17 protein-coding genes are annotated in these 20,523 nt (G+C 56.7%); 4 read left to right on the forward strand and 13 right to left on the reverse strand.

Features of this window, described 5'->3' with window-relative positions:
• Positions 1-31 precede the first annotated feature (31 nt).
• Positions 32-712 (reverse strand): HAD family hydrolase, encoded by a 681-nt coding sequence (locus tag GGR27_RS13870; protein ID WP_168038300.1) that lies wholly within the window; start codon positions 710-712, stop codon positions 32-34.
• 270 nt (positions 713-982) lie between these two features.
• Between GGR27_RS13870 and GGR27_RS13875 the strand changes: the two genes are divergently transcribed.
• The 3 genes from GGR27_RS13875 to GGR27_RS13885 all read left to right on the forward strand — a co-directional run bounded on the left by GGR27_RS13875 (position 983) and on the right by GGR27_RS13885 (position 5,145).
• Complete coding sequence (locus GGR27_RS13875; RefSeq protein ID WP_168038302.1) at positions 983-3,610, forward strand: M1 family metallopeptidase; 2,628 nt, start codon at positions 983-985, stop codon at positions 3,608-3,610.
• Between the two features lie 207 nt (positions 3,611-3,817).
• A complete protein-coding gene (porG, locus tag GGR27_RS13880) occupies positions 3,818-4,675 on the forward strand; it encodes a type IX secretion system protein PorG (RefSeq protein ID WP_168038304.1) in 858 nt (285 codons plus the stop codon).
• 59 nt (positions 4,676-4,734) lie between these two features.
• Entirely contained in the window at positions 4,735-5,145 is a 411-nt protein-coding gene (locus GGR27_RS13885) for a secondary thiamine-phosphate synthase enzyme YjbQ (protein ID WP_168038306.1), read from the forward strand.
• A 3-nt stretch (positions 5,146-5,148) separates the two neighbouring features.
• On the opposite strand, the gene GGR27_RS13890 is transcribed toward GGR27_RS13885, so the two are convergent.
• The 9 genes from GGR27_RS13890 to GGR27_RS13930 all read right to left on the reverse strand — a co-directional run bounded on the left by GGR27_RS13890 (position 5,149) and on the right by GGR27_RS13930 (position 16,691).
• Entirely contained in the window at positions 5,149-5,664 is a 516-nt protein-coding gene (locus tag GGR27_RS13890) for a GNAT family N-acetyltransferase (RefSeq protein ID WP_168038308.1), read from the reverse strand.
• 8 nt (positions 5,665-5,672) lie between these two features.
• Entirely contained in the window at positions 5,673-8,195 is a 2,523-nt protein-coding gene (locus tag GGR27_RS13895) for a M14 family metallopeptidase (RefSeq protein WP_168038310.1), read from the reverse strand.
• Between the two features lie 107 nt (positions 8,196-8,302).
• Positions 8,303-8,884: a nicotinate (nicotinamide) nucleotide adenylyltransferase gene (nadD, locus tag GGR27_RS13900; protein WP_168038312.1), complete on the reverse strand. Its 582-nt coding sequence runs from the start codon at positions 8,882-8,884 to the stop codon at positions 8,303-8,305.
• Positions 8,885-8,886: 2 nt separating this feature from the next.
• Positions 8,887-9,837 (reverse strand): M14 family metallopeptidase, encoded by a 951-nt coding sequence (locus GGR27_RS13905; RefSeq protein ID WP_168038314.1) that lies wholly within the window; start codon positions 9,835-9,837, stop codon positions 8,887-8,889.
• A gap of 27 nt (positions 9,838-9,864) precedes the next feature.
• The gene (locus tag GGR27_RS13910; RefSeq protein WP_168038316.1) at positions 9,865-10,551 is read right to left on the reverse strand and encodes a hypothetical protein; all 687 of its coding nucleotides are present in this window, start codon (positions 10,549-10,551) and stop codon (positions 9,865-9,867) included.
• An 85-nt stretch (positions 10,552-10,636) separates the two neighbouring features.
• Positions 10,637-12,583 carry an OmpA family protein gene (locus GGR27_RS13915; RefSeq protein WP_168038318.1) on the reverse strand — a complete coding sequence of 649 codons (1,947 nt, stop codon included), beginning with the start codon at positions 12,581-12,583 and terminating at the stop codon, positions 10,637-10,639.
• A 161-nt stretch (positions 12,584-12,744) separates the two neighbouring features.
• Entirely contained in the window at positions 12,745-13,773 is a 1,029-nt protein-coding gene (locus tag GGR27_RS13920) for a tetratricopeptide repeat protein (protein ID WP_168038320.1), read from the reverse strand.
• 534 nt (positions 13,774-14,307) lie between these two features.
• Positions 14,308-15,942: a DUF6089 family protein gene (locus GGR27_RS13925; RefSeq protein WP_168038322.1), complete on the reverse strand. Its 1,635-nt coding sequence runs from the start codon at positions 15,940-15,942 to the stop codon at positions 14,308-14,310.
• Between the two features lie 209 nt (positions 15,943-16,151).
• Entirely contained in the window at positions 16,152-16,691 is a 540-nt protein-coding gene (locus tag GGR27_RS13930) for a hypothetical protein (RefSeq protein ID WP_168038324.1), read from the reverse strand.
• 40 nt (positions 16,692-16,731) lie between these two features.
• Here GGR27_RS13930 and GGR27_RS13935 point away from each other — a divergent pair, with 40 nt between their 5' ends.
• Positions 16,732-17,487, forward strand: coding sequence for an acyl-[acyl-carrier-protein] thioesterase (locus GGR27_RS13935; RefSeq protein ID WP_168038326.1), 756 nt, complete (start codon positions 16,732-16,734; stop codon positions 17,485-17,487).
• Positions 17,488-17,569: 82 nt separating this feature from the next.
• Here the strand turns inward: GGR27_RS13935 and ypfJ are convergent, their stop codons facing one another.
• From ypfJ to folB, 3 genes are all read right to left on the reverse strand, one after another.
• Complete coding sequence (gene ypfJ / locus GGR27_RS13940; protein ID WP_168038328.1) at positions 17,570-18,469, reverse strand: KPN_02809 family neutral zinc metallopeptidase; 900 nt, start codon at positions 18,467-18,469, stop codon at positions 17,570-17,572.
• 113 nt (positions 18,470-18,582) lie between these two features.
• Positions 18,583-19,308 carry a DUF4197 domain-containing protein gene (locus GGR27_RS13945; RefSeq protein WP_168038330.1) on the reverse strand — a complete coding sequence of 242 codons (726 nt, stop codon included), beginning with the start codon at positions 19,306-19,308 and terminating at the stop codon, positions 18,583-18,585.
• A gap of 222 nt (positions 19,309-19,530) precedes the next feature.
• Complete coding sequence (gene folB, locus GGR27_RS13950) at positions 19,531-20,289, reverse strand: dihydroneopterin aldolase (RefSeq protein ID WP_168038332.1); 759 nt, start codon at positions 20,287-20,289, stop codon at positions 19,531-19,533.
• Positions 20,290-20,523 lie beyond the last annotated feature (234 nt).

Below are 20,523 nucleotides of genomic sequence, written 5' to 3' on the forward strand. Positions count from 1 at the left end.
TAGGTGGTAGGAATTTAGGTATTGAATTGGATTATAATTCCAGTAGGAAGCCATGCTTGACCTTGCTAAGGCGAAAACCCGTAAAATCGGGGCGGAAGTTGACTACTTCTACGCTTTCGAATTCTGCTTCTACGTGGGAGGTAGTCAGGACGACGACGGGGCAGCCGGCGTTGTTGGCGGCTTTGGCACCGGTCACGCTGTCCTCAAAAATGATGCAATCCTGAAGCTTGACGTTGATGCCGTCGGCGGCTTGCTGGAAGACTTCCGGGTCGGGTTTACCCTTCGAGACCATGCCGGAGTGGACCACGTGGCCGAGGCGCGGCCGCAGGTGCAAAGCATCTACGATGAAGAAAGCATTCTCCTCGGGGCCCGCCGTGCCGACGGCCATGGGAATACCTAATTCGCTAGCTCGTTCGATAAATTCGAGGGTGCCGGGGACAATGTTTTCGGCAAGTTCCTCCGCAAAGATTTCCCGGTAGGCGGCTTCTTTATCCCAGGCGATCTGGACGCGCTCTTCGTGGGTGAACCGGTCACCAAACAGCCGTTCCAAGATTTCCAGGTTGACGCCGTGGATTTCTTCCTTGACGCGCTCCAGCGAATAATCAAGTCCGAGCTCCTTTAGCTTACGTTGCCAGGCGCGGTGGTGGACCATCATGTTGTTGACGAGGGTGCCGTCGATGTCGAAGAGGAGGGCTTGGAAGGTTAGGGGCATAACTTGGGGAGATTTTGGGCGAAGATAGTTGGCGGGGCAATTTGATGAAGGTGAATTTGGGAACAACGAAAACCTGGGGTCGTCGGTCCTGCGGACTAGCCGAACCCCAGGCTATTTAGCATTCCCCTCCGGGAAATAGAGTTGATAGGTGAGAAATCATTGCTCCATCAAATCTAAACCTAGCACCTGCGGCCGCGCCCATTTCTATCACAACAAATCCGCCTATCTTTGCGTCCTTGAAATTCAGCTAATCTCCAACCCCTGACCCCGATGATGAAATTTCTCCCCGCAGCGGCCCTCCTGGCCACGTTACTCACGTTCGGTTGTAACTCCCAGAAGGTAGTCACGGCACCCCCAATGGAAACGCGCGACCTGGACACCATGACCGTCACGCCCGAAGCCAACGGCGTGATCGATACGGAAAACACCGCCGTCGTCGCCGAAATCCCCAATGAGCGCCCCAACTATAACCCCAGCGCCACGCGGACGCACGACCTGCTCGACACCCGTCTCGTCTTGAGCTTCGACTGGGAACAAGAAATGGTTATCGGCGAAGCAACGCTGAAGCTCACGCCACTCTTCAACCCAGGAAGTGACGTGACGCTGGACGCCAAAAACCTGGACATCATGTCAGTAAAATCCGAGACCGGCACGACGTATGAGTTCAGCTATGACGAAGCCCGCCAGCACGTCACCATCGACCTCGGCCGCGAATACCGCCGGGGCGAAGAATTTACCCTAATTTTTGACTACACCGCCATCCCCGCCCAGTCCGGCGGCAGCGCGGCGATCACTTCCGATAAAGGCCTATTTTTTATCAACCCCCGCGGCGAAGAAGGTGACGATAAGCCCCGCCAGATCTGGACCCAGGGCGAGACCGAAAACAACTCCCGTTGGTTCCCCACCATCGACAAGCCGAACGAGCGGACGACGCAGACGATGGTCATTACCGTAGCGGATAACTACAAAACGCTCTCCAACGGTACCATGACCGGCAGCGTCACCAACGCCGACGGCACCCGGACGGATACCTGGCAGATGGACCAGCCCCACGCCCCCTACCTTTTCATGCTCACCGTCGGTGAATTCGACGTAGTCGAAGACGAAGCCTGGAATGGCAAACCGGTGAACTACTACATGGAAGACGGCTGGAAGGACCACGCCAAAGCCATCTACCCCTACACCCGAGAAATGCTAACGTTTTTCAGTGATATTACCGGTGTCAGCTACCCCTGGCCGAAGTACAGCCAGGTAGCCGTGCGCGACTACGTGTCCGGCGCGATGGAAAACACGACCGCCGTCATCTTCGGTGAGTTTATGCACGGCACCGAGCGCAGCCTGATCGACGTGGACCGCAACGAAAAGATCGTCGCCCACGAGATGTTCCACCACTGGTTCGGCGACTACGTGACCTGCGAAAGCTGGGCCAACCTGACGCTCAACGAAGGTTTTGCGAACTATAGCGAGTACTTGTGGATGGAAGAAAAGCACGGCAAGGACGCCGCCGAAGCCCACATGCTCGAAGAGCGCAGCGGTTACTTCGGTAGCCTTCAGCGCGGCGGTCCGAAAGAGCTGATCCGGTTCGGGTACGACGACAAAGAAGACATGTTTGACGCCCACAGCTACAACAAGGGCGGGGCCGTCCTACACATGCTCCGCGCTTACGTGGGCGACGACGCTTTCTTCGCCAGCCTCAAAAAATACTTGACCGATAACGCACTTTCCGCCGTGGAAGTAGACGAACTACGGATGGCTTTTGAAGACACGACCGGCGAAGACCTGAACTGGTTTTTCGACCAGTGGTTTCTCTCCGCCGGACACCCTGCGCTCAAACTGGATACGGACCACAGCGACGGCGTTGTTACGCTAACCGTCGAGCAGGAGCACGGCACCGAGAACAACGTGCCGGGCGTTTTCCGTTTACCCACGCAGGTGGCGATCCTGACGAATGGCAGCACGATCCCGGAGCTGCACGACATCGTCATCGACCAGCGCAAGCAGTCTTTTACCTTTCCCTCCAGCGTTGCGCCGGACGTAGTGATCCTCGATCCACAGCACGTCCTACTGGCGAACTACAATTACATCAAATCGAGCGAAGAACTGGCCGCGCAGTTCAAAGGTGCCCAGAGCTACGTCGACCGCGCCCTCGTCATGCAGCGCCTCGCGCTCAAGGACGACGATGCGATGAAAACGGCCACGTTGACGGCTGGCCTGAGCGACCCGTACCACGGCATTCGCGCACTGGCCATGGAAGCCATCGAAACACCCGACGCCGAGCAGACGCGCTTGATTCAGCAGATCGCCGGCAACGATGCCCACAGTGGAACGCGCGCCGCCGCCATCGCTATGCTGAGCGAGGTGGCTGATGTCGATGAAACACAATTGAAGTCCATCGCCACGCAAGCCATGCAGGCTCAACCTTACCCCGTGGTCGCCGCTGGCCTGGCTACCCTCGCCGGAATCGACCCCGCCGCCGCCGCGCAAACCGCCGCTGAGCTGGAGAGCGTCGATAACGACGACATTGCTTCCGCCATCGCCGTGCTTTACAGCAAGTCGGGCGACCTGAGCAAACTGAGCTACTTCGAGGATCGGATGGATAAGGTCGACGGTTACGGCGCCATCAACATGATGACCGCTTACCAGGAACTACTGGGTCAGGCGGACGACGCTAAAATCAACGAAGGCGTGGCCAAAATGAAGGCACAGGCCCTCCTTCAGGAGGGGAGCCCGTGGAAGCGCCTTGCCGCCACGGCCGCCATCAATGATTTGCGCGAAAGCAGTAAGGAAGTGGCCACTAAAGCCGCCATGGTCGAGGAGCTAGGGACAATACTCGACGAGATCAAGGCTGCGGAAACGGAGCCGCAATTGCAGCAGATTTACGGCCGGTTCGGGCAGTAAGTAGTATGGTAGTAGGGCTTCGCCCAGTATTATAGTATGGTAGTACAGAGCAGTCGACTACCATACTATCATACTTAGTGCGCAGCACGCTACTATCATACTAAAAAACGCAGCACGCTACTACCATACTAAAAACGCAGCAGGCTACTACCATACTACCTTAGAAATTAAGCCGTTAAACAAGGGTCCTTTCCTCACCCCAACACTATGCCGCAGAAGATCACTTTACTCGCGCTGTTTTTTGCTTTTTTTGCGCTGCCGCGGGTGCAGGGGCAATTACAGATGCGGGGCCTGGAAATCGGCCCCTGGGTGGGTACGGCCGTCTACTTTGGTGATTTGAACACGGACTTCAAGCTCAACCGGGCGAGCATCGCGGGCGGATTTGCGGCGCGGTATAATTTTAATCACCGACTTTCCGCGCGGGCCAGCTTTAACTACGGGCGAATCGAAGCCTTTGATAGCGACAGCGATAACCCGTTCGAGTTGAACCGAAACCTGAGTTTTCAGAATGATATCTACGACGGGACGCTCCAGTTCGAGTTCAACTTCCTGCCCTACATCCACGGCCACAGCGAGTACTGGTTTACGCCCTACGCCTTTGCGGGCGTGTCGGTCTTCAACCACGCCCCGAAAACGGAAAACGACGCCGGTGAGCTGGTCAACCTCCGTGAACTCGGTACGGAAGGCCAGCTGAGTGGCGACGAGTACGGCATCATCAATCTGGCGGTCGCCTACGGCATTGGCTTCAAGTGGGACCTGACCTACGAACTCAGTCTCGACGTCAACCTCGGCGTCCGTTCCGGCGGCACGGACTACCTCGACGACGTAAGCACTGTTTACCCGGACGCCTCCGAACTCCTGCGGTCCCGTGGTCCGGAAGCCTTCGCGCTGTACGACCGTGGTCTCATGTTGAACACGGAGGGCAACCGCATCGACCGGGAGGGGCAGCAGCGAGGGGACGACACCGTAAAGGACACTTACCTTTTTCTCGGCATTGGTCTCAATTACTATTTTGGGGACGTGCGGTGCCCCAAGCTCGGGCACGCTAAAGCTCGGCGGCGGTAGGGAAGAAGTATCTTTCTACAATATTAAAAATTGTCAATTTTCATCTCAGCCTCAGTTCAGTGATCGAACAAAAAACCTTTACCCTAGCCCCCCGCCCCCGCGGCTACCACATCATCACCCGCGAAGTGCTCACACAGTTGGGTGACTTACCTAACGTCGGCTTCCTCCACCTGTTCATCCAGCACACCTCCGCCGCCATCACCATCAACGAGGCCGCCGACCCGGACGTGTTGTTAGATTTTGAATCGGTTTTCAATCACGTAGTGCCGGAAAATCTGCCCTTTCTCGTCCACACCATGGAAGGCCCCGACGATATGCCCGCCCACATCAAGGCGGCAATGATCGGGCACAGCATAACGGTTCCGATCACTGGTGGTCGGTTGAATTTGGGGACGTGGCAGGGGCTTTATTTGTGTGAGTTCCGTAACCGGGCCGGTGGGCGGCGGCTGGTGGGGACTATTTACGGTTGAGTATTATTCAATAATGGACGGTAGCACGTAAGTCCGGTACCCCGGCCTGGGGTCGATCAGTTCGGGAAAGAAGGTTGCGTCGACGAGCCGGCCTCCAACTTTTTCCGCCGCCCCGACCGAGCGGTGGTTTCCCGGTGCGATGTTGAGCAGGGCAGTTTGCTTCAAGGCGGTCAGGTGGGCAACCATCAGTTGTTTCATTTCCCGGTTATAGGCACCACCCCAGTACGGTCTGCCCAGAACCGTCCAGCCGATTTCTACTACGTCCGGATGCCCGGGTATCGACTGGAATCTGGATGAGCCGATAATCTTATTCTCGTCGTGCGTCTCTACGACGAGGCAACCACCGGACGCTAAGGAGTCCGCAAAAAACGCTTCGAAAATTTCGGGTTGGTAGCGTTTAGCCGGATGCTGATCCCAGATCAACGGATCGGAGACAGCAGCGTAAAAATCCGCAAAATCTTCCCGCTGTAGGGGCCGTAAGCGAATGCGTTCCCCGACGAGCGTTGGTTGAAAATTCATGAGCCGAGCTATTTAATTTGCCAAAGCACGTTTCCGAACAAGACCTTCCCTTCCTCCCAAAAACCCCGGTAAAGGGGATTGTCGATTAAGTAAACAACCTGCCCCCGGCCCAGCTCCTGCACCCCAAAAATAAGGGTTTCCTGGATAGCGTCTTTCGCCTCCACGCCCACGAAACCGGAAATGTTCGGCGCGGTCCGTACTCGGCCAGCGTTAATTCCTTCATCGAGGTAATCATAGGTATCCGCACCCGTCTTCAGGCTGAAGTAGTTCTTACCAATCCCAAAACTCAGCGGGTACGTAGCGTCCAGTTCTACCTTCACGACTGCACCGGGGTTGTACGTGGAAATAAAGCGTCGTTCGCGCCCGGCGTAGGGGAGCAAACGCTCGTCGACGGTCGTATCTTTTTTAGTCGCTTCCTCAGCTACTTCCTTTTCCTTTAAGTTGAAATCTTCTAACCCGCTCAGGCTGGTATTGGCATCCCCCAGCGCGATGAGTTTGCCGCCGCTACGAATCCAGGCGACCAGGGCTTCTTCCCGTCCTTCCAGTTCGTAACTGCCGTCGGGCATGATAATTACGTCGTAATCGCCCGCCAGCAGGTCATCGAGGTCTTCGGGCCAGAAAACACTCACGGGGTATTCTAACTCCCGTTCGAAGTACCACCAGACCTGGCCGAACGCATTGGAATTAACGCCCTCCCCCCCGAGGACGGCAATCTTCAGGTCGTCAACCAATGCATAACTGCCGTTGCCAAGGTCGCCGCCGGTCGTGCTGAAACCAGTCTGTAATATTTGTACGGAAGCGCCCTGGCGTGAGGCAGTTTGCTTGACGAGCTCCACGTAATCGGGCGTATTCTTTTCGTTGTCCGCTTTGGTCACTACGAGCGAACCGGCCGGAAAACGCTGCTGGCCGAAGGTAAAATCTTTGTCCGCCGTACGCACCCGCACGCCCGCCTTGACGAGCTGGGCGAGGGTGGCGACGGAGCTAACGTCCGTCCACGGAATGACAAGCGCGTAGGCGTTGCCCGTACGTTGCTCGCCGAAGGGATCCTGCGGAGTTTCCTCGGCGAAAGGAGCAGCCCCAACGTCCAGCCGTGCCGTGCTTGCGTAAGCTTCTAGCCCGTAAGCGAGTGGGATTGACCAGCTCGTGATGTCGTAAGTCACGGAGTCTTCCACGACGGCGGAGGGATCAAAGAGGACCTGCGTGAGCACGGAACGGGGTTGAAAGGCGGAAATTACGAGGTCGCCAGCGTTGACTTTCGCGTCCCCTACTTCTCCCGAGCGGTAGGCGTACATGCTGCCGGATTGGGTAGAAGTCGCCCGGCCGTACTCGATGCCGTTGCGGTCGAGCAGCGTCCGTAGGCGACGCATTTTGCCCGGAGGTGTTTTGCCGGAAACGACGTAGGTCGAGTACGCTCCCTGTGGTTTATTGGCGGAGTCGGTGAAGTACTTCCGGAAGTTCTCGGTGAGTCGGTCGCTTTCTTTGCTGGCAATTTCGACGGTACTCATGGAGGTCATCGCGTGGTGGGCGATGCGGTCGCTGAGTTTGAGGGTGTCGCCGTTCGGAAGGTCGATGCCCCGCCCGGCCCGGCCGCTGCCGCCCTGTTCGTAGGTCATACCGATGGCACCGTTGAAGGTGGCGTAGGTATCGCCGTAGCTGGGGTAGAGCAAGTCAAAGCGCTCGCGGGTGAAGTAGAGCCAGCCCTCAGCGTCGAAGTAGCGGGCGTGGTTCTTGCCGATCTCGGTTTGGAAGTCTCCCTGCCAGTCGGTGATGTATTCGTGGAAGGGCGCGGCCGCGGGTGCAAAGTAATACGGCGAGGTGTAGCCTTGTTCGTGGATGTCGGCGTGCACGTGGGGCATCCACTGCTTGTACTTGACCATTCGTTGCTGGGATTCTACCTGCGTTTGCCAGGCCCAGTCGCGGTTGAGGTCGAACAGGTAGTGGTTCGTCCGGCCACCGGGCCAGGGCTCCTGGTGTTCGCGGGCTTCCGGGCTGGTGTCCGGAAAGCGTCCGCTGATTTGGCCGTACCAGTTGGTGTAGCGGTTATAACCATCCGGGTTCAGGCTGGGGTCCATGATGACGACCGTGTTCTCCAGCCAGCTAGAGACTTGAGCATCATCCGTGTTGGTTAACCGGGATAATACCTCCATGCTCGCCTCGGAACCGGCCGATTCGTTGCCGTGGACGCTGTAGGAAAGCCAAACGATAGCCACCTCCTCGAGGGCCGGATCCGAATCGCCGCTCAGCATGCCGGCCGCCCGCAAGTTGTTTTCCCGGATAGCCTCCAGCCGCGCAATATTTTCCGGGCTACTCACGTAGGCCAGGACGAGGGGCCGCCGTTCGTTCGTCCGGCCGTACTCTTCCAGTTTGACCCGGGGGCTGGCTTCCGCTACGTATTCGAAATAATCGACTAGTTGGTGGTGTGCCGTGAACGCTTCGCCGAGCCGGTGGGGAAGGAAATCGCTGGGGTGCGTAATCTGGGCAAAGAGACCAATCGATAGCAAAAAGAGAAGCAGGGTGGGGATGGAGCGCATTAGCTTGGAGGGGGGGATTATGCACGCAAGATAATTCAGCCTCGCTATCCCGTACGTATATCCCCGGCTTTTTCTAACCTACCCTGCATCCACGACCGCGCCCCTAATTATTGATACAAGCCCGTGATTTCGATCTCCCGTGCCGCTGCTTCAGGGACTAAATACCGGACACTTTTACCCGCCTTGATGGCCTTGCGCACGTAAGTCGCCGAGAGGTGCATTAACGGCGCGTCGTAGATCGTGACTCGTTCGTGATCGGCTAGTTCTCCCGCCGGATAGCCGGGCCGGTTGTAAACGTGGATGTTGTAATCCCGGAGGATGATGTCGGCATTTTTCCACTTGCGCAGGCTCGCCAAATTGTCCGTCCCCATGATAAGGGCGAACTCGCGTTGCGGATGCTTATCGCGCAGCACGGCCAGCGTGTCGATGGTGTAGGAAGGTTTGGACATCGAAAACTCGACGTTGCTCGCTTTTAGATTCGGTGTGTCGCCGATAGCCAATTCAACGAGGTGCAACCGGTCGTGATCACGCGCTAGCGAGGCTCGCTCTTTAAATGGATTCTGGGGACTTACAACCATCCAGACCTCGCGTAGATCGGTGCTGGTCGCCATAAAGTTGGCCAGGATCATGTGCCCGACGTGCACGGGATTGAAAGAGCCGAAAAACAGCCCGGTTTTACGCTTGTCCATTCCTAATAGCCGTCGGGCATTTTGTAGTCCTGCAGTAAGAAAAACCCCTCGTCACCTTGCTCCTGATAGAGGGGCATCAGTAAATAACCAGCGTCCGGAACGGCTACGTCACCGTTGCGATCGCGACCAACCACGTCTCCTTTACGCACGGCCTGGAAGTTTACGAACCCAGGGCTCATCACGAACTTGTCCGCTTCGGTAATTCGGTGGATATAAACTAAATCCGTCAGTGCCGGCAGGTGCGTAGCCGCGCCGCGCAGCAACTCGTCGTGGTAGGTGTTCACGTCTTCGTCCCGCACGCAGCCTAATGCTCTGATCAGGTTGATCGTAGCCGCGAGCGCCAGTTCGACTGAGTTAGGATCGTTGTGCGATCCTGCCTCGAACGTCACCGCCCGCACGGGGAAGTCAGTCGTAAAATGATCCCCCCGAAAGTAGTGCAGAGTCGTCCCCTGAAAACTGCTCAACATGCCTTTTACGACCGGGACGGTCATCTCGGCGGCTAGGGAAAGACTCGGCGTGTCGTCGCCGGTGACGGCGAAAATGCCCCCGTCCGCCGTAGTCGTGTGTATGTCCAAAAAGACCAATTCACTCAGGGGGGCTTCCTCTACGGCGTGCTCGATGCAAGCTAGGAGCTCGTACAGTTCTCGATCTTCGGACGTCTGAAAAACCGGCTTTTTGCCGATGAACGGCCGCCAGATGCGGTTTAAGTCGGCGTCGATGTAGCGTTTTCCCTGGGAGAGCCCCTCTAAGTTTCCGCGCAGGGCCAGCAACTCGCCCCGAAAGGTGAAACCCGGGTTGAGTTCGGGCTCTTCGTCCAGGAGTTCGAATAGTTTTTCGAGTGCCCGCACCCCCGCCGGCTCGTTACCGTGGATGCCACCAATTGCAACGACCAGCGGCCCCGCTTCCGAGCCGCGGTAATGACCGATTACTCTACCCGATGATTCTCCTTCCATGAATACGATAACTTATTTGCTTAGCCCTTAAAAGTAAAAAGCTAGCGCCAGAAATTGACTCAAAAAGCCAACTGCATAACCGGCGTACACTTGAAAATGATCGTGCGCGCCGAGCGCTAATCTAGCTGTTCCAATCAATCCCGCCAGCAAGACGACCACCAGGGCGAGTACCCCGACGCTCAGGCTAAAGCCGCCAAAATCAATCCCTTCCCCCCGAAAGACCCACGCGGAGATCATGGTCATGCCCGCTAAACCACCCATGCCGAGGGCGTGCAGGCTGATCTTATCCATCACGTTAATCACGAACGCAACCGCCAGGGCAATGACCACGCCCAGCAAAAAGGCGGAAAAAATCGTGGGTGTCGAAGGGTCCTGGCTGAGGTTGTAGTAGATCCAGAAATAAATGATCATTACCATCAGCAGCGGTCCGATCCGCTCCATTTTATCTTCCATCATCACGCTACTCACCATGTTCAGCATGCGCATGATGATGACGGAGATGACCGGGATCACCGCCGTGTACAAGACCATCATGATCAGTAATTGCATGGATTGCTGGTTGCCAAACTCATTACTCCCGAAGAGGTAAGGGTTGATCAGCATCAGGAGCAAAAACATGTAGGTAGGCACCAACAGGGGGTGGAAAACACCACTGAGGAGTAGCGCCCAGAACGGGGTGGGCATCTTGCTGGTCGAAGGCGCGGTCGCGGTCAAAGTAGTGCGGTTTAAGTGCGTGCCGCCTAGTTGTTAGCCATCCTGACTAGTTCACCGGGCTTGCGGGGGGGGGGCGGAATAATGTTTAAGGTCGGAGCAGCTTAAAGGTTGTCCGCCGGTTCGTGGCACGGCCGGTTTCGGTGTCGTTAGTAGCGAGGGGTTTTGCTTCGCCGTAGCCTTCCGTTTCGATCCGGGTGGCGTCGATGCCCTGGTCGCTAAGGTAGGTCTTAACGGCGGCGGCACGGCGGCGGGAAAGGTCGAGGTTGTCCGAATCATTGCCTACGTCATCCGTGTGGCCGGTAATCAGCACGCGCTGGTCAGGCTGTTGCTTGAGTAGATCGGTGAGGCGACCGAGTTCCGTGTAGGAAACGGGGAGGAGCTGGGCGCTGCCGCTGGTGAAGAGTACGTTGGTAAAAGCAGTGGAGCCATCGGCCTCCGAAGTGGACACCCCGGCGTCGCTACCAATTCGCTCAAGCTCAATGTCCACTAAGAAGGGTTCGGCGAGTGTTCCGCCGGTGAGCGTAAACCGCCTGGATTGAAAAAGATAACCCTCCTCATCCACGGTGAATGCGTAATCTTCCCCGACGGGCAGGGTGGTTAAGTACTTACCATTTTTGTCCGTTCTGGTGCGCACGGAGGGGAGCGCAGCGGTGAGCGCCTGTAACGTGACCCCGGCCCGTAAAGCTTCCCCCGTTTCCGCATCCATCACCTTCGCCCTGACGTAGGTAGCCGGTGCGGGACCGATGTCTGCGGGCAGGGTGAATTGAAACAGGTCGATCTGCGTACGGTCGGTGCCCGCGTCAAAGTAGCGCTTGCTGTAGTACGCTAATTTGCCGTCGAGCGGTACGAACATGTTCGTTTCATTTTCGGCAGTGTTGATTGGGTAGCCGAGGTTCCGCGGAGACGACCAGGTATTGTCACTTTGGAGCCGGGTGACGAAGAGATCGTCACCACCGAGGCCGGGCAAGCCGTTGCTGGTGAAATAGAGCGTCCGTCCGTCGGCCGCCCAGTAGGGATACTGCTCGTCTCCGGTCGTGTTGATGGCGGAAAGTTGACCCGGCGCCGACCAGCCACCGTCCACCAAGCGCGCGGCAATGTAGAGGTCCGCGCCCCCTCTCCCTCCGGGTCTTTTACTGGAAAAAATAAGAAAGCGCCCATCCTGCGAGAGCGTGGGTTGTGACTCGTAATACTCGGTATTGATGCTACTGCCCAGTGGTTTGCCGGGTGTCCACCGTTCGCCGTCCCACTCCGCTGCGTAGAGGTCGCAGCCCCGGTTGACGCCCGGGGTATTGCAGGAGGTGTAGACGAGGTAGCTACCGTCGGCGGTAATGGTCTGGGCACCCTCGTCGTACGGAGAGTTGATGCCCGGCAGGGGGCGTGCCGCGGACCAGGTGCCATCAGCACTTCGCTCGCTAAAGTAAAAATCTTCCTGCTCCCGATTGACTCTACGGGTAAAGATGAGTTTTTCACCGTCGATGCTGACGGTGGGGTGGTATTCATAGCTCTCCTTGGTGTTGATGAGCCCGGGTACGGGGATGGGAGCGAAGGGAACCGGGTTGCTGGCCAGGCTGTCGGCGACGGCGGCTTGGCGGTAGAGACTTTGGGCGGTGGCGCGACGGTCCGTGCGGGTAGACGGAGGGACGAGTTCCAGGTATCTTCCGTAGGCCGCTTTTGCGCCGGCGAAATCCCCCGCTTTACTCAGGGCCTCACCCAGTTCACGGAAAGGGCGGGCGCTGGGTTTTTTAGCTAGCGCGATGCCCCGTTCGATGTCGCGTGCGGCGGCGGGGAAGTCTGACATTCTACTGAATACGGTAGAACGGAGGAAATAGAGTTCTTTGCCGCCGGGGTTATTTTCGATCAGCGTTGCGAGCCCCAGCGCTGCTGCTGAGTAGCGATGCTCTTCGATGGCGGAATTCACCATACTTAGCTGCTTGGTTTCTTTTTTACCCATCTTCCCCCCGCCATTTTGTGCGGTGGCGCAGCCGGTGGGGAACAGTAGGATTAGCGAGGCAACGTAAATACAGAAGCGCATCCGGGGAGAGAGTTTGACAATGAAGTACAACTGCCAGATTAACGCAGGGCGCGGGGTGATGTTATCGGGCTTTCCCCAAAACGAAAACGCCCCATCTACGGAGGTAATCCGTAGATGGGGCGCTGGAACGAGATTAGCCCGGGTAATGCTGGCGGTGAAACTTAGGCGCTAAGCTCGAGAGCTTTAGTTGTTTCCACCGCCTGGGGAAAATCCTTTCCGGCGAGTTTGAATTGCTTGGCGGCCTCCGTTTTCTTTCCCCCTTCCTCCAGGGCCTTTCCGTAGTGGAAGTGAATCTCCTCAGTCGTTGGTGCTTTGGGGTCTTCCTGCGCCTCCAGCGCTTGTTTAAAACCTCCATAAGCCTCGTCGAAGCGTTTGGCGTTCGCCAAAAGCTTCGCGTATTCAAAATTTACCCGGCGGGTATAGCGATCAAGCGTGGAAAGACGCTGCTTGCGCTTGAAGAACATATTGTAGACCCGTAGGGCGTCGTTCGGGCGGCCTAGTTCCAGGTAGGCGTCACCGAGGGCGACCTGGGCCATCCAGTAAAGGGGCTGGTAAGGGATGGTGTTCTTGGTGACCGCTTCGTAGTCCGTAGCGGCTTCTTCCCAACTTTCGCGGCGGCTATAAATAATGCCCCGGCCGTAATGTGCTTCCGGCATGGCGGGGTTGATGCTCAGGCTCTTGTTATAGTCGTAAAGTGCGTCGTCAATATTACCTAACTTCAAATTGATGAACCCACGTCGCTCGTAGGCCTGGCTGTGGCGGGCAAAACGCTTAACGACTTTGGTCATTAATTCGCTTGCCTTTGACTCCTGGTCGGACTGCTCGATCAACTCGCGACCTTTATTAAAGATCTGGACGGTCGTGCGTTCGCTTTTGGGTTCGAGGAGGTGGTGGTCGATCATTTTGCCAGCATCGAGGCGCCACAAGTTGAGGCTGCCGGCGATGCTGAAGTCCACCACTCGCTGCAGGAGATTAAGGGTATTCATCCAGTGACGCTCCGAACCGGTCAGGACGGTGCGTGGAACAACGAGCGAGAGCTCTTCTTCCTTGAAGTACCCCTCTGGCTTCAACAGAATATCATCTTTGTAGTAATGTTCCATGCGGTGCAGGTACTGCTCGTAGACTTGCGTATAAACGCGTTGGTTTCCAAACTCGAGCTGGCCCGCGATAATGATTTTGTATTCTGACATACCTCTAAGTGCTTGCTTTTCTTCTAAGTGAATAATAAAAACATACCAACCATCCACACAGAAGAACCCCCGGCGCAAGAACCACCAAAATATTGAGTGGCGTGCCAGGAATACAGAAAACCGAACTAACCCATACAAGTGAGCCGACTCGGAAAATTTGCGCGTGTAGAAAAAGCCAATTATCTGCGGTACCGAAACACGACTTACGCAGGATTACAAAAGTGCGTATAAAATAGCGGTATTTCCAAGAAAGGAGAAGGGTATTTGCCCGCACCGCCGTTATTCGGAAATTTAGCCACCGTGGCGGTGATTCGATTTCGGGTGGCTGCCCCCTTTGATCACCAAAAAGCAGAGGTGTGTGGTTGCGCTTACACGCCGCACCCGTGCCTGTCCTATACACCCGGCATCCACGACCGCGCCAAAAAGCCTAACTGGGTGCTTCAATCAAAACTCGTACATCCCCCACAATGAAAAAGGGCTGCCCCCCCGTTACCGAGGAAGCAGCCCTTTAAGACCTTAAGGCTAAGCTAGTGCTTAGTTGTTCTGCATCATTCGTGTTGGCTCGAAAGCTACTGGGATGACGACCCGGTTTTCCCGGAGTGACTCCCCAACGGGGCGGTTTTCACCGAAGCCGATCATGCTGAGGCTACTGGCGGAAGCACCTTTGTCCTGAGCGTAGTTCTGTGCGGAACCTGCACGACGCTCGGAGAGGCCCTGGTTATACTCATCGGATGCACGGCGGTCAGCGTGGCCTTCGAAGCGAATGTTGAAGTCGCTAGCGCCGGGTAGTGCGAGGAAACGATCGAGCTCCTCGATGATTACACGGTCAGGGCGGTTGAGGTTAGACTGATCGGTGGAGAAGTAAAGGCGGTCTATCTCGATTGTACCCGTAATCGAATTAACGCGGATGTGCTGGAAGTCCTGGCCGTCGAGTAACTGATTATAGCGCGTCAGGCGCTCGTTCAGGTTTTCGGGGCGAGCACTTGGCTCGGGGCAACCATTGCGGGCGGCGGTACCGGCTTCGTCAGGGCATTCATCGTCTTTGTCGGCGATGCCGTCACCGTCGCGGTCGGGGCAACCATTAGTGCTGCGGGGGCCGGCTTCTGCGGGGCAGTCATCGTCTTTGTCAGCGATACCGTCACCATCACCGTCGGGGCAACCGTTAAGGGCGGCCAAACCAGCTTCATCGGGGCATTCGTCATCTTTGTCAGCAACACCGTCACCGTCACCGTCGGGGCAGCCGTTGAGGGCGGCTAAGCCAACTTCAGTCGGGCAGTCGTCGTCAATATCAGCAACACCATCACCGTCGCCATCGGGGCAACCTTTCAGCGCCGCTAGTCCGGCTACGTCGGGGCAACGATCATCTTTGTCCGCAATACCGTCACCATCCGTATCGGGGCAACCCATGGTGGACGCGGGGCCAGGTTCGGTGGGGCAGAGATCGTCATCATCGGCGATTCCGTCTTTATCGGTGTCCTTCTTACCGAAGCCGGTAGAGAAGGTTAGGCCAGTGAGTACGTACGTGTCATCATCGGTTGGGTCGCCAGAAGCACTCACGCCGTCGATAAGATCGGAACTAGTAATACGGTAATTCACGTCAAGGCCAATGGAGGACCTTTCCGAGATGTAGAACTTGACACCCGCTCCGACTGGGAAGACTAATCCACCGGTTTCGTCCTCATCATCTCGAATGTCTTGCATAACGAGTGGCTGGTTGTCACGGCCATTAAAGTTATTATCTACGTCGCCCCAAATACCGTAGGCAATACCCGCGCCAATGTAGGGAGAGAGAATTCTCTTGAAGGTACCGTCGTCGCCAAAACGCTTGGAGGCAAAGGGTTCCAACTCAAGCATCAAGCCTGGCTCAAATACACTGGTGTTGGAGGTAAATCCGCGGTTGGAATTATCACCTTCCGTCTCGTCTCCTTCCAGGCTAGCGTAAACTAAGTGAAGTTTTAGCGCAAGAATATTGCCGAGGCGGCGACGAAGGTGGACGGCTCCACCGAAACTTGGCTGAGTGAAGACGGGTACGTCTTGGTCGATTAAGTCACCCCCCATGGAGGCGGTTCCGAGTTTAATACCGAATTCCCACGGGTAAGGGTTGCTGTTCTGGGCTGAGAGAGAGAAGCAGGCCAGCATAGCAATAGCAAGTAGTAAGTGCTTAAACATATGCGCTAGGTTTGAACGAAAATTTTGGTTTAGAGTGTGTCGGAATCTCACCGATTAGCAATTGTTTATATCGTAGTAAGCGTGGCATTGTTCGCTTACTTTCGATACTCGAGTGCAATTGTAGGGGTTTATGGGCATACGGAACCCCATGCTGAGCCAACTAATATTGATTTAAGGCCAAGATTTTTACTTTAAGGCACAAAAGAAGGCTACCGACGGTGGAATTTAAGCAAATGTCGCTCGGCTCGCTCGTCGTAAAGTTCGAGAATCAAGGCCCCCCGACTTGCCGGGGTAGGGAAGAGAATCTTGACGGGGTTGTGTACGTAACCATCCGCCCCGAATAGGGAAAGTTGGTGCCGCATTTTGGGGGGGAGGCGAAATTGCTTTAGTTCAGTGACGTCGACGGGGATCGGTACGTTGCCGTAGCCCTGCTCGGTGAGGTAGGCGACAATCAGGGCGTACGTCTGTTCCGTTTTTCCGGCAGCAAAGGTGATGCGGTAGCAATAGCCGTCCGACGTGCCCCCCTCGGCCACCGGTCCGGCGGGGGGGAAGTTGTACCTTAGGCCATTCCTAACGATTCGTAGTTTTCCGGCTGCCGGCGCCCCGTCCTCCGGCCGTGCGTCCAGGTCATAAACGTCGGCATCATTAATGCCCAAATCGTCACCCCCGGATAGCGTGCGAGTCGACGAACGAAAATTAGCAATAAACACGGGCCGCTTGCGGGCGGACGAACCTGGCTGATAACCCACGAATTGTATTTTTTGAGTGAAATTTAAAACAAAGATAAGTTTGCTGCGCCAATCTCCCCTCCACGAATACATAAAAACCATCATCCCCGCCTACGCGACCGGCCCGACGGGCCTGCTCACTGTGCCGTATCTAGTCCGGCTTTTTCAGGAGGCGGCCATGCTCAATACCCTGACGCTCAAGGTCAGTTCTCCCGAATTGATGGCCTCCCACGGACTTACCTGGGTCGTGCGGCGCCAGCGAATTACTTGCCACCGCTGGCCGAAAATGAGTGAAGAGGTTGCCATCCTGACGGCACCAACCGGGTTCTACCGGGGCTTGCTAACCTACCGGGATTTTCACCTCCTCGACGCAAACGACCAACCCATTATCTCCGCTACGTCAGAATGGTTATTAATGGACCTCGCCGCCCGTCGCATCCGGAACATCCCTCCACACGTAGCTGCGTTGGAAAAAGACCTGGCACCCGCGACCGCGCACCTGGACCGCGCAAAATCGAAGCTGCTTCCGCCCGAGGAAATCACTAACGAAATCACCACCGAAGTCCGCTACGGTATGCTCGACTTCAACGATCACCTCACGAACCCCGTTTTCCCGGAACTAATGCTCGAACCCCTCGGCAAAGCTTTCCTGGACGAAAACCAGCCCACCCTGATCGATATTTCTTTTCGGGCGGAGGCCCGCTACGGCGAAACCCTCCGCGCCACGGTGGGCGGGGAGGGTTCGGGGCGCGACCACGGGTTTTATCGGGGCGAAGAGTTGCTGGCCGTCATGCGGACGGAGTGGAAAAGTCTTTAGCCACAAAAGCACGGAAACACAAGACGCGGGAATTGTACACTTTGTGTTTCCGTGCTTTTGTGGCAGGAAAAATACTGTGTGCTTACAGCGCAAAGTTCCGGCCAAAAAAGTAATCCAGCGCCACTTTGGAACCATCGCCACTTTCGTAACCGGCGTAAAACGATTTGACGCGTTGCTCGGACGTGCCGTGCGTAAAGCTGTCCGGCACGACGTAGCCCTGGCTCTGCTTCTGAATGTTATCGTCGCCGATTGCCGAAGCGGCCGTGATGGCTTCCTGAATGTCACCTTCGCTGAGTAACTGAGACTGTTTGTTGGCGTGGTGCGCCCAAACACCGGCGAGGTAGTCGGCCTGTAACTCCAGGCGAACGGACATGGCGTTTGCGTCTGTTTCGCTCGCCCGCCGCCGGGCCTGGCTAACCTGCTGGCTGTAGCCGAGCTGGTTTTGAATGTGGTGACCGACTTCGTGGGCCACGACGTACGCCAGCGCAAAGTCGCCGGGTGCACGGAAACGCTGGCGAAGTTGGTCGGCGAATGACAAGTCGATGTACACCTGCTGATCGGCCGGGCAGTAGAAGGGGCCGGTGGCCGCGCTGGCAAAACCACAGGCGGAGCGATCCTGACCGGTGAACAACACCAAAGTCGGCTCCACGTAGCGTTTGTTGTACTCCTGCGGGAAAATCTGGCTCCACACCTTTTCCGTCTCGCGGAGGGTGATACCGACAATCTTGGCGTTCGGGTCGCTGTCGTCCACTAAGCCGCCCGTGCTGGGGCCGGAAGGTGCGGGGGCGGAAAGGCCACCGCCGTTATTGCTGACGCCCAGAAACTCACCCGGGTCACCACCGAGGAACATCACTACGAGGGCGATCAGGATACCGCCGATCCCGAGGCCACCGGCAGTTTTTTTGCCGGTGCTCATTCCTCCGCCACGGCGGCCGCGGCGGTCGTCGATATTTCTGCTGCTCTCCCTACCGTCTAGTCTCATGATGCGCTTATTATTTGTCTATAGGTCAAAGAGAACGGACGTTTATTTATGGACCGCTCCCGCTAACTTATAAAGCAAGTTGTGGCGTCGGATGGTTCGACGCAACGGTAAAATTACTTCGCGCCCGGGTCCTGCAGGGCAAAAACGCGGCGGAGCAGATCACTCGTGCGCGCACCGATGTTTTGGCGGATGTTGATCTCTTCCAGCGCGACTTTTTTGAACAGGCCTTCCAGCGCGCGTTCCGTCACGTAATCACCGAGGTTGGTGTTGACCTCCTGGCGGGTCAGGGGGAAGTTGTTGTAGGCTGTTGCCGCGTCGAGCCAGACTTTGTTGGCGTCGTACTTATCGAGGCTGGTATTGATGACCGGCTCGAATTCGTTGAAGAGTGATTTGTAAGTCGCCCGCTGCAAAAAGGAGGTCGCCGCGTTGTCATCCCCCTTGAGAATGGACATGGCATCCTGAATCGTCATTTGGCGGATGGCGTCGACGAAAATCGGACCAGCCTTACTCGCCGCGTCCTCCGCGCCCTGGTTGATCTTCTTGATGATGACGTCTTCCAGGTTACTAAAGCCCGGGATGCCCTGAAGCTTATCGGTTACTTGGCGAACCTCGTCGGGTAACAAAATCCGGTACGCGAGGTCGTCGAAGTAGCCACCTTCCGCACTCAGTTCGGAAGCGCCGCGCTGAACACCGTTGCGGAGTGCTTCCTTCAGGCCGCTCCCAATGTCGTCGGAACTTAGCCCGCCACTCAGGACGGTATTTAGCGTTTGGTTAATCTGCTGAGAGGTGCAGCCGAAGAACAGGAAGGGGAGGCTGAAGAGTAGGAGCTTACGGAACATGGCGCGTTGGTTTGTTTCCTAGAAGCCCTTCGGACGCGGGGATGTTGTATTGATAAGTTTTATTTAAAGTGGTGGGCGCGGTCGCGGGCTGGCCACCAGCTAGTCCCGTACTTTGTCGGGATGCAGGGTTTTTCAGGCGGTAGGTTGGTAGGCGGTAGGCAGAATTAGGCGGTAGGCGATAGACTCCCGGAATCTACCGCCTACCGCCTTTCTTTCTACCGCCTACTCCTTTTCAAAGTCAAACCCATCAAAATCAAACCCTTCCAAATCCCCCGGGTCGAAACCCTCCGGCAGTTCGAAATCACCCATATCAAAATCGCCGTCGTCCATCATTTCTTCCTCTCCCGCCCCGTCGTAGAATTCTTCGTCCCCGTCGCCGGCTAGCTCGAAAGCAGCTTCGTCAAAAACGAGTGGTGGCGGTGGTGCGGCGGTTGGCGGCGAAATTTGTGGTGTCACCGGTCGGGGGCGGCTGGGCGCGCCCGTCATTCCACCACCCCCGCCGCCCGGGCCGGCGAAGGGGCCGTCGACGTCGAAGTGAGGCACGTAATCTTCAAAGGTCCTTCCCCCGGCGTAGCTGCTGCCGTAGTCATCGTAACCGCCCCGGCCGCCGCCGCTGCCACCGGACGCAGCGACGCTTACCTCCACCCAGGAAGAAGCTACTTTCCCCCCGAGGGGTGGGTTGAGTTTGTGCAACCGGATCTTTACGTTGGACACGTTATCGAACTGGTCGGCGATCCGCGCGGCCATGCGGTAGGCGAGGGCTTCGAGCAGTTGGGTGGGGCGCTTCATCTCCACCTTGAGGAGGTAGTGGATGGTGGCGTAGTTGACCGTCTGGCCAAGGTCGTCCTCGCTGGCCGCACCACCGATCTGGGCGTCGACTTCCACGTCGATGCTGAATTCATTACCCATCAGGTGCTCCTCCTCGAAGTAGCCGTGGGGGGCGTGGATACGGACGTCTTTAAGGCCGATCTTGGCGGTCATGGGGAAAAAGCTTTTCTGGGTGGAGAACGACGGTAGCCACAAAGGTAGACCGACGGGCCGGGGCGGACAACTCAGCCGGTGGGAGACTGCCCCTGCTTTGCCCCTAAAATCTGGCATCCCGACAAAGTACGGGACTAGCTGGTGGCCAGCCTGCGCCCGCGCCGTATTAACGCACTGCCAGCAGATGTTTCATTTATTGCCCTAATTAGTGACACTCAACTACCTTCGCCCCTT

The organism is Neolewinella antarctica (assembly GCF_011927835.1).
Lineage (GTDB): Bacteria > Bacteroidota > Bacteroidia > Chitinophagales > Saprospiraceae > Neolewinella > Neolewinella antarctica.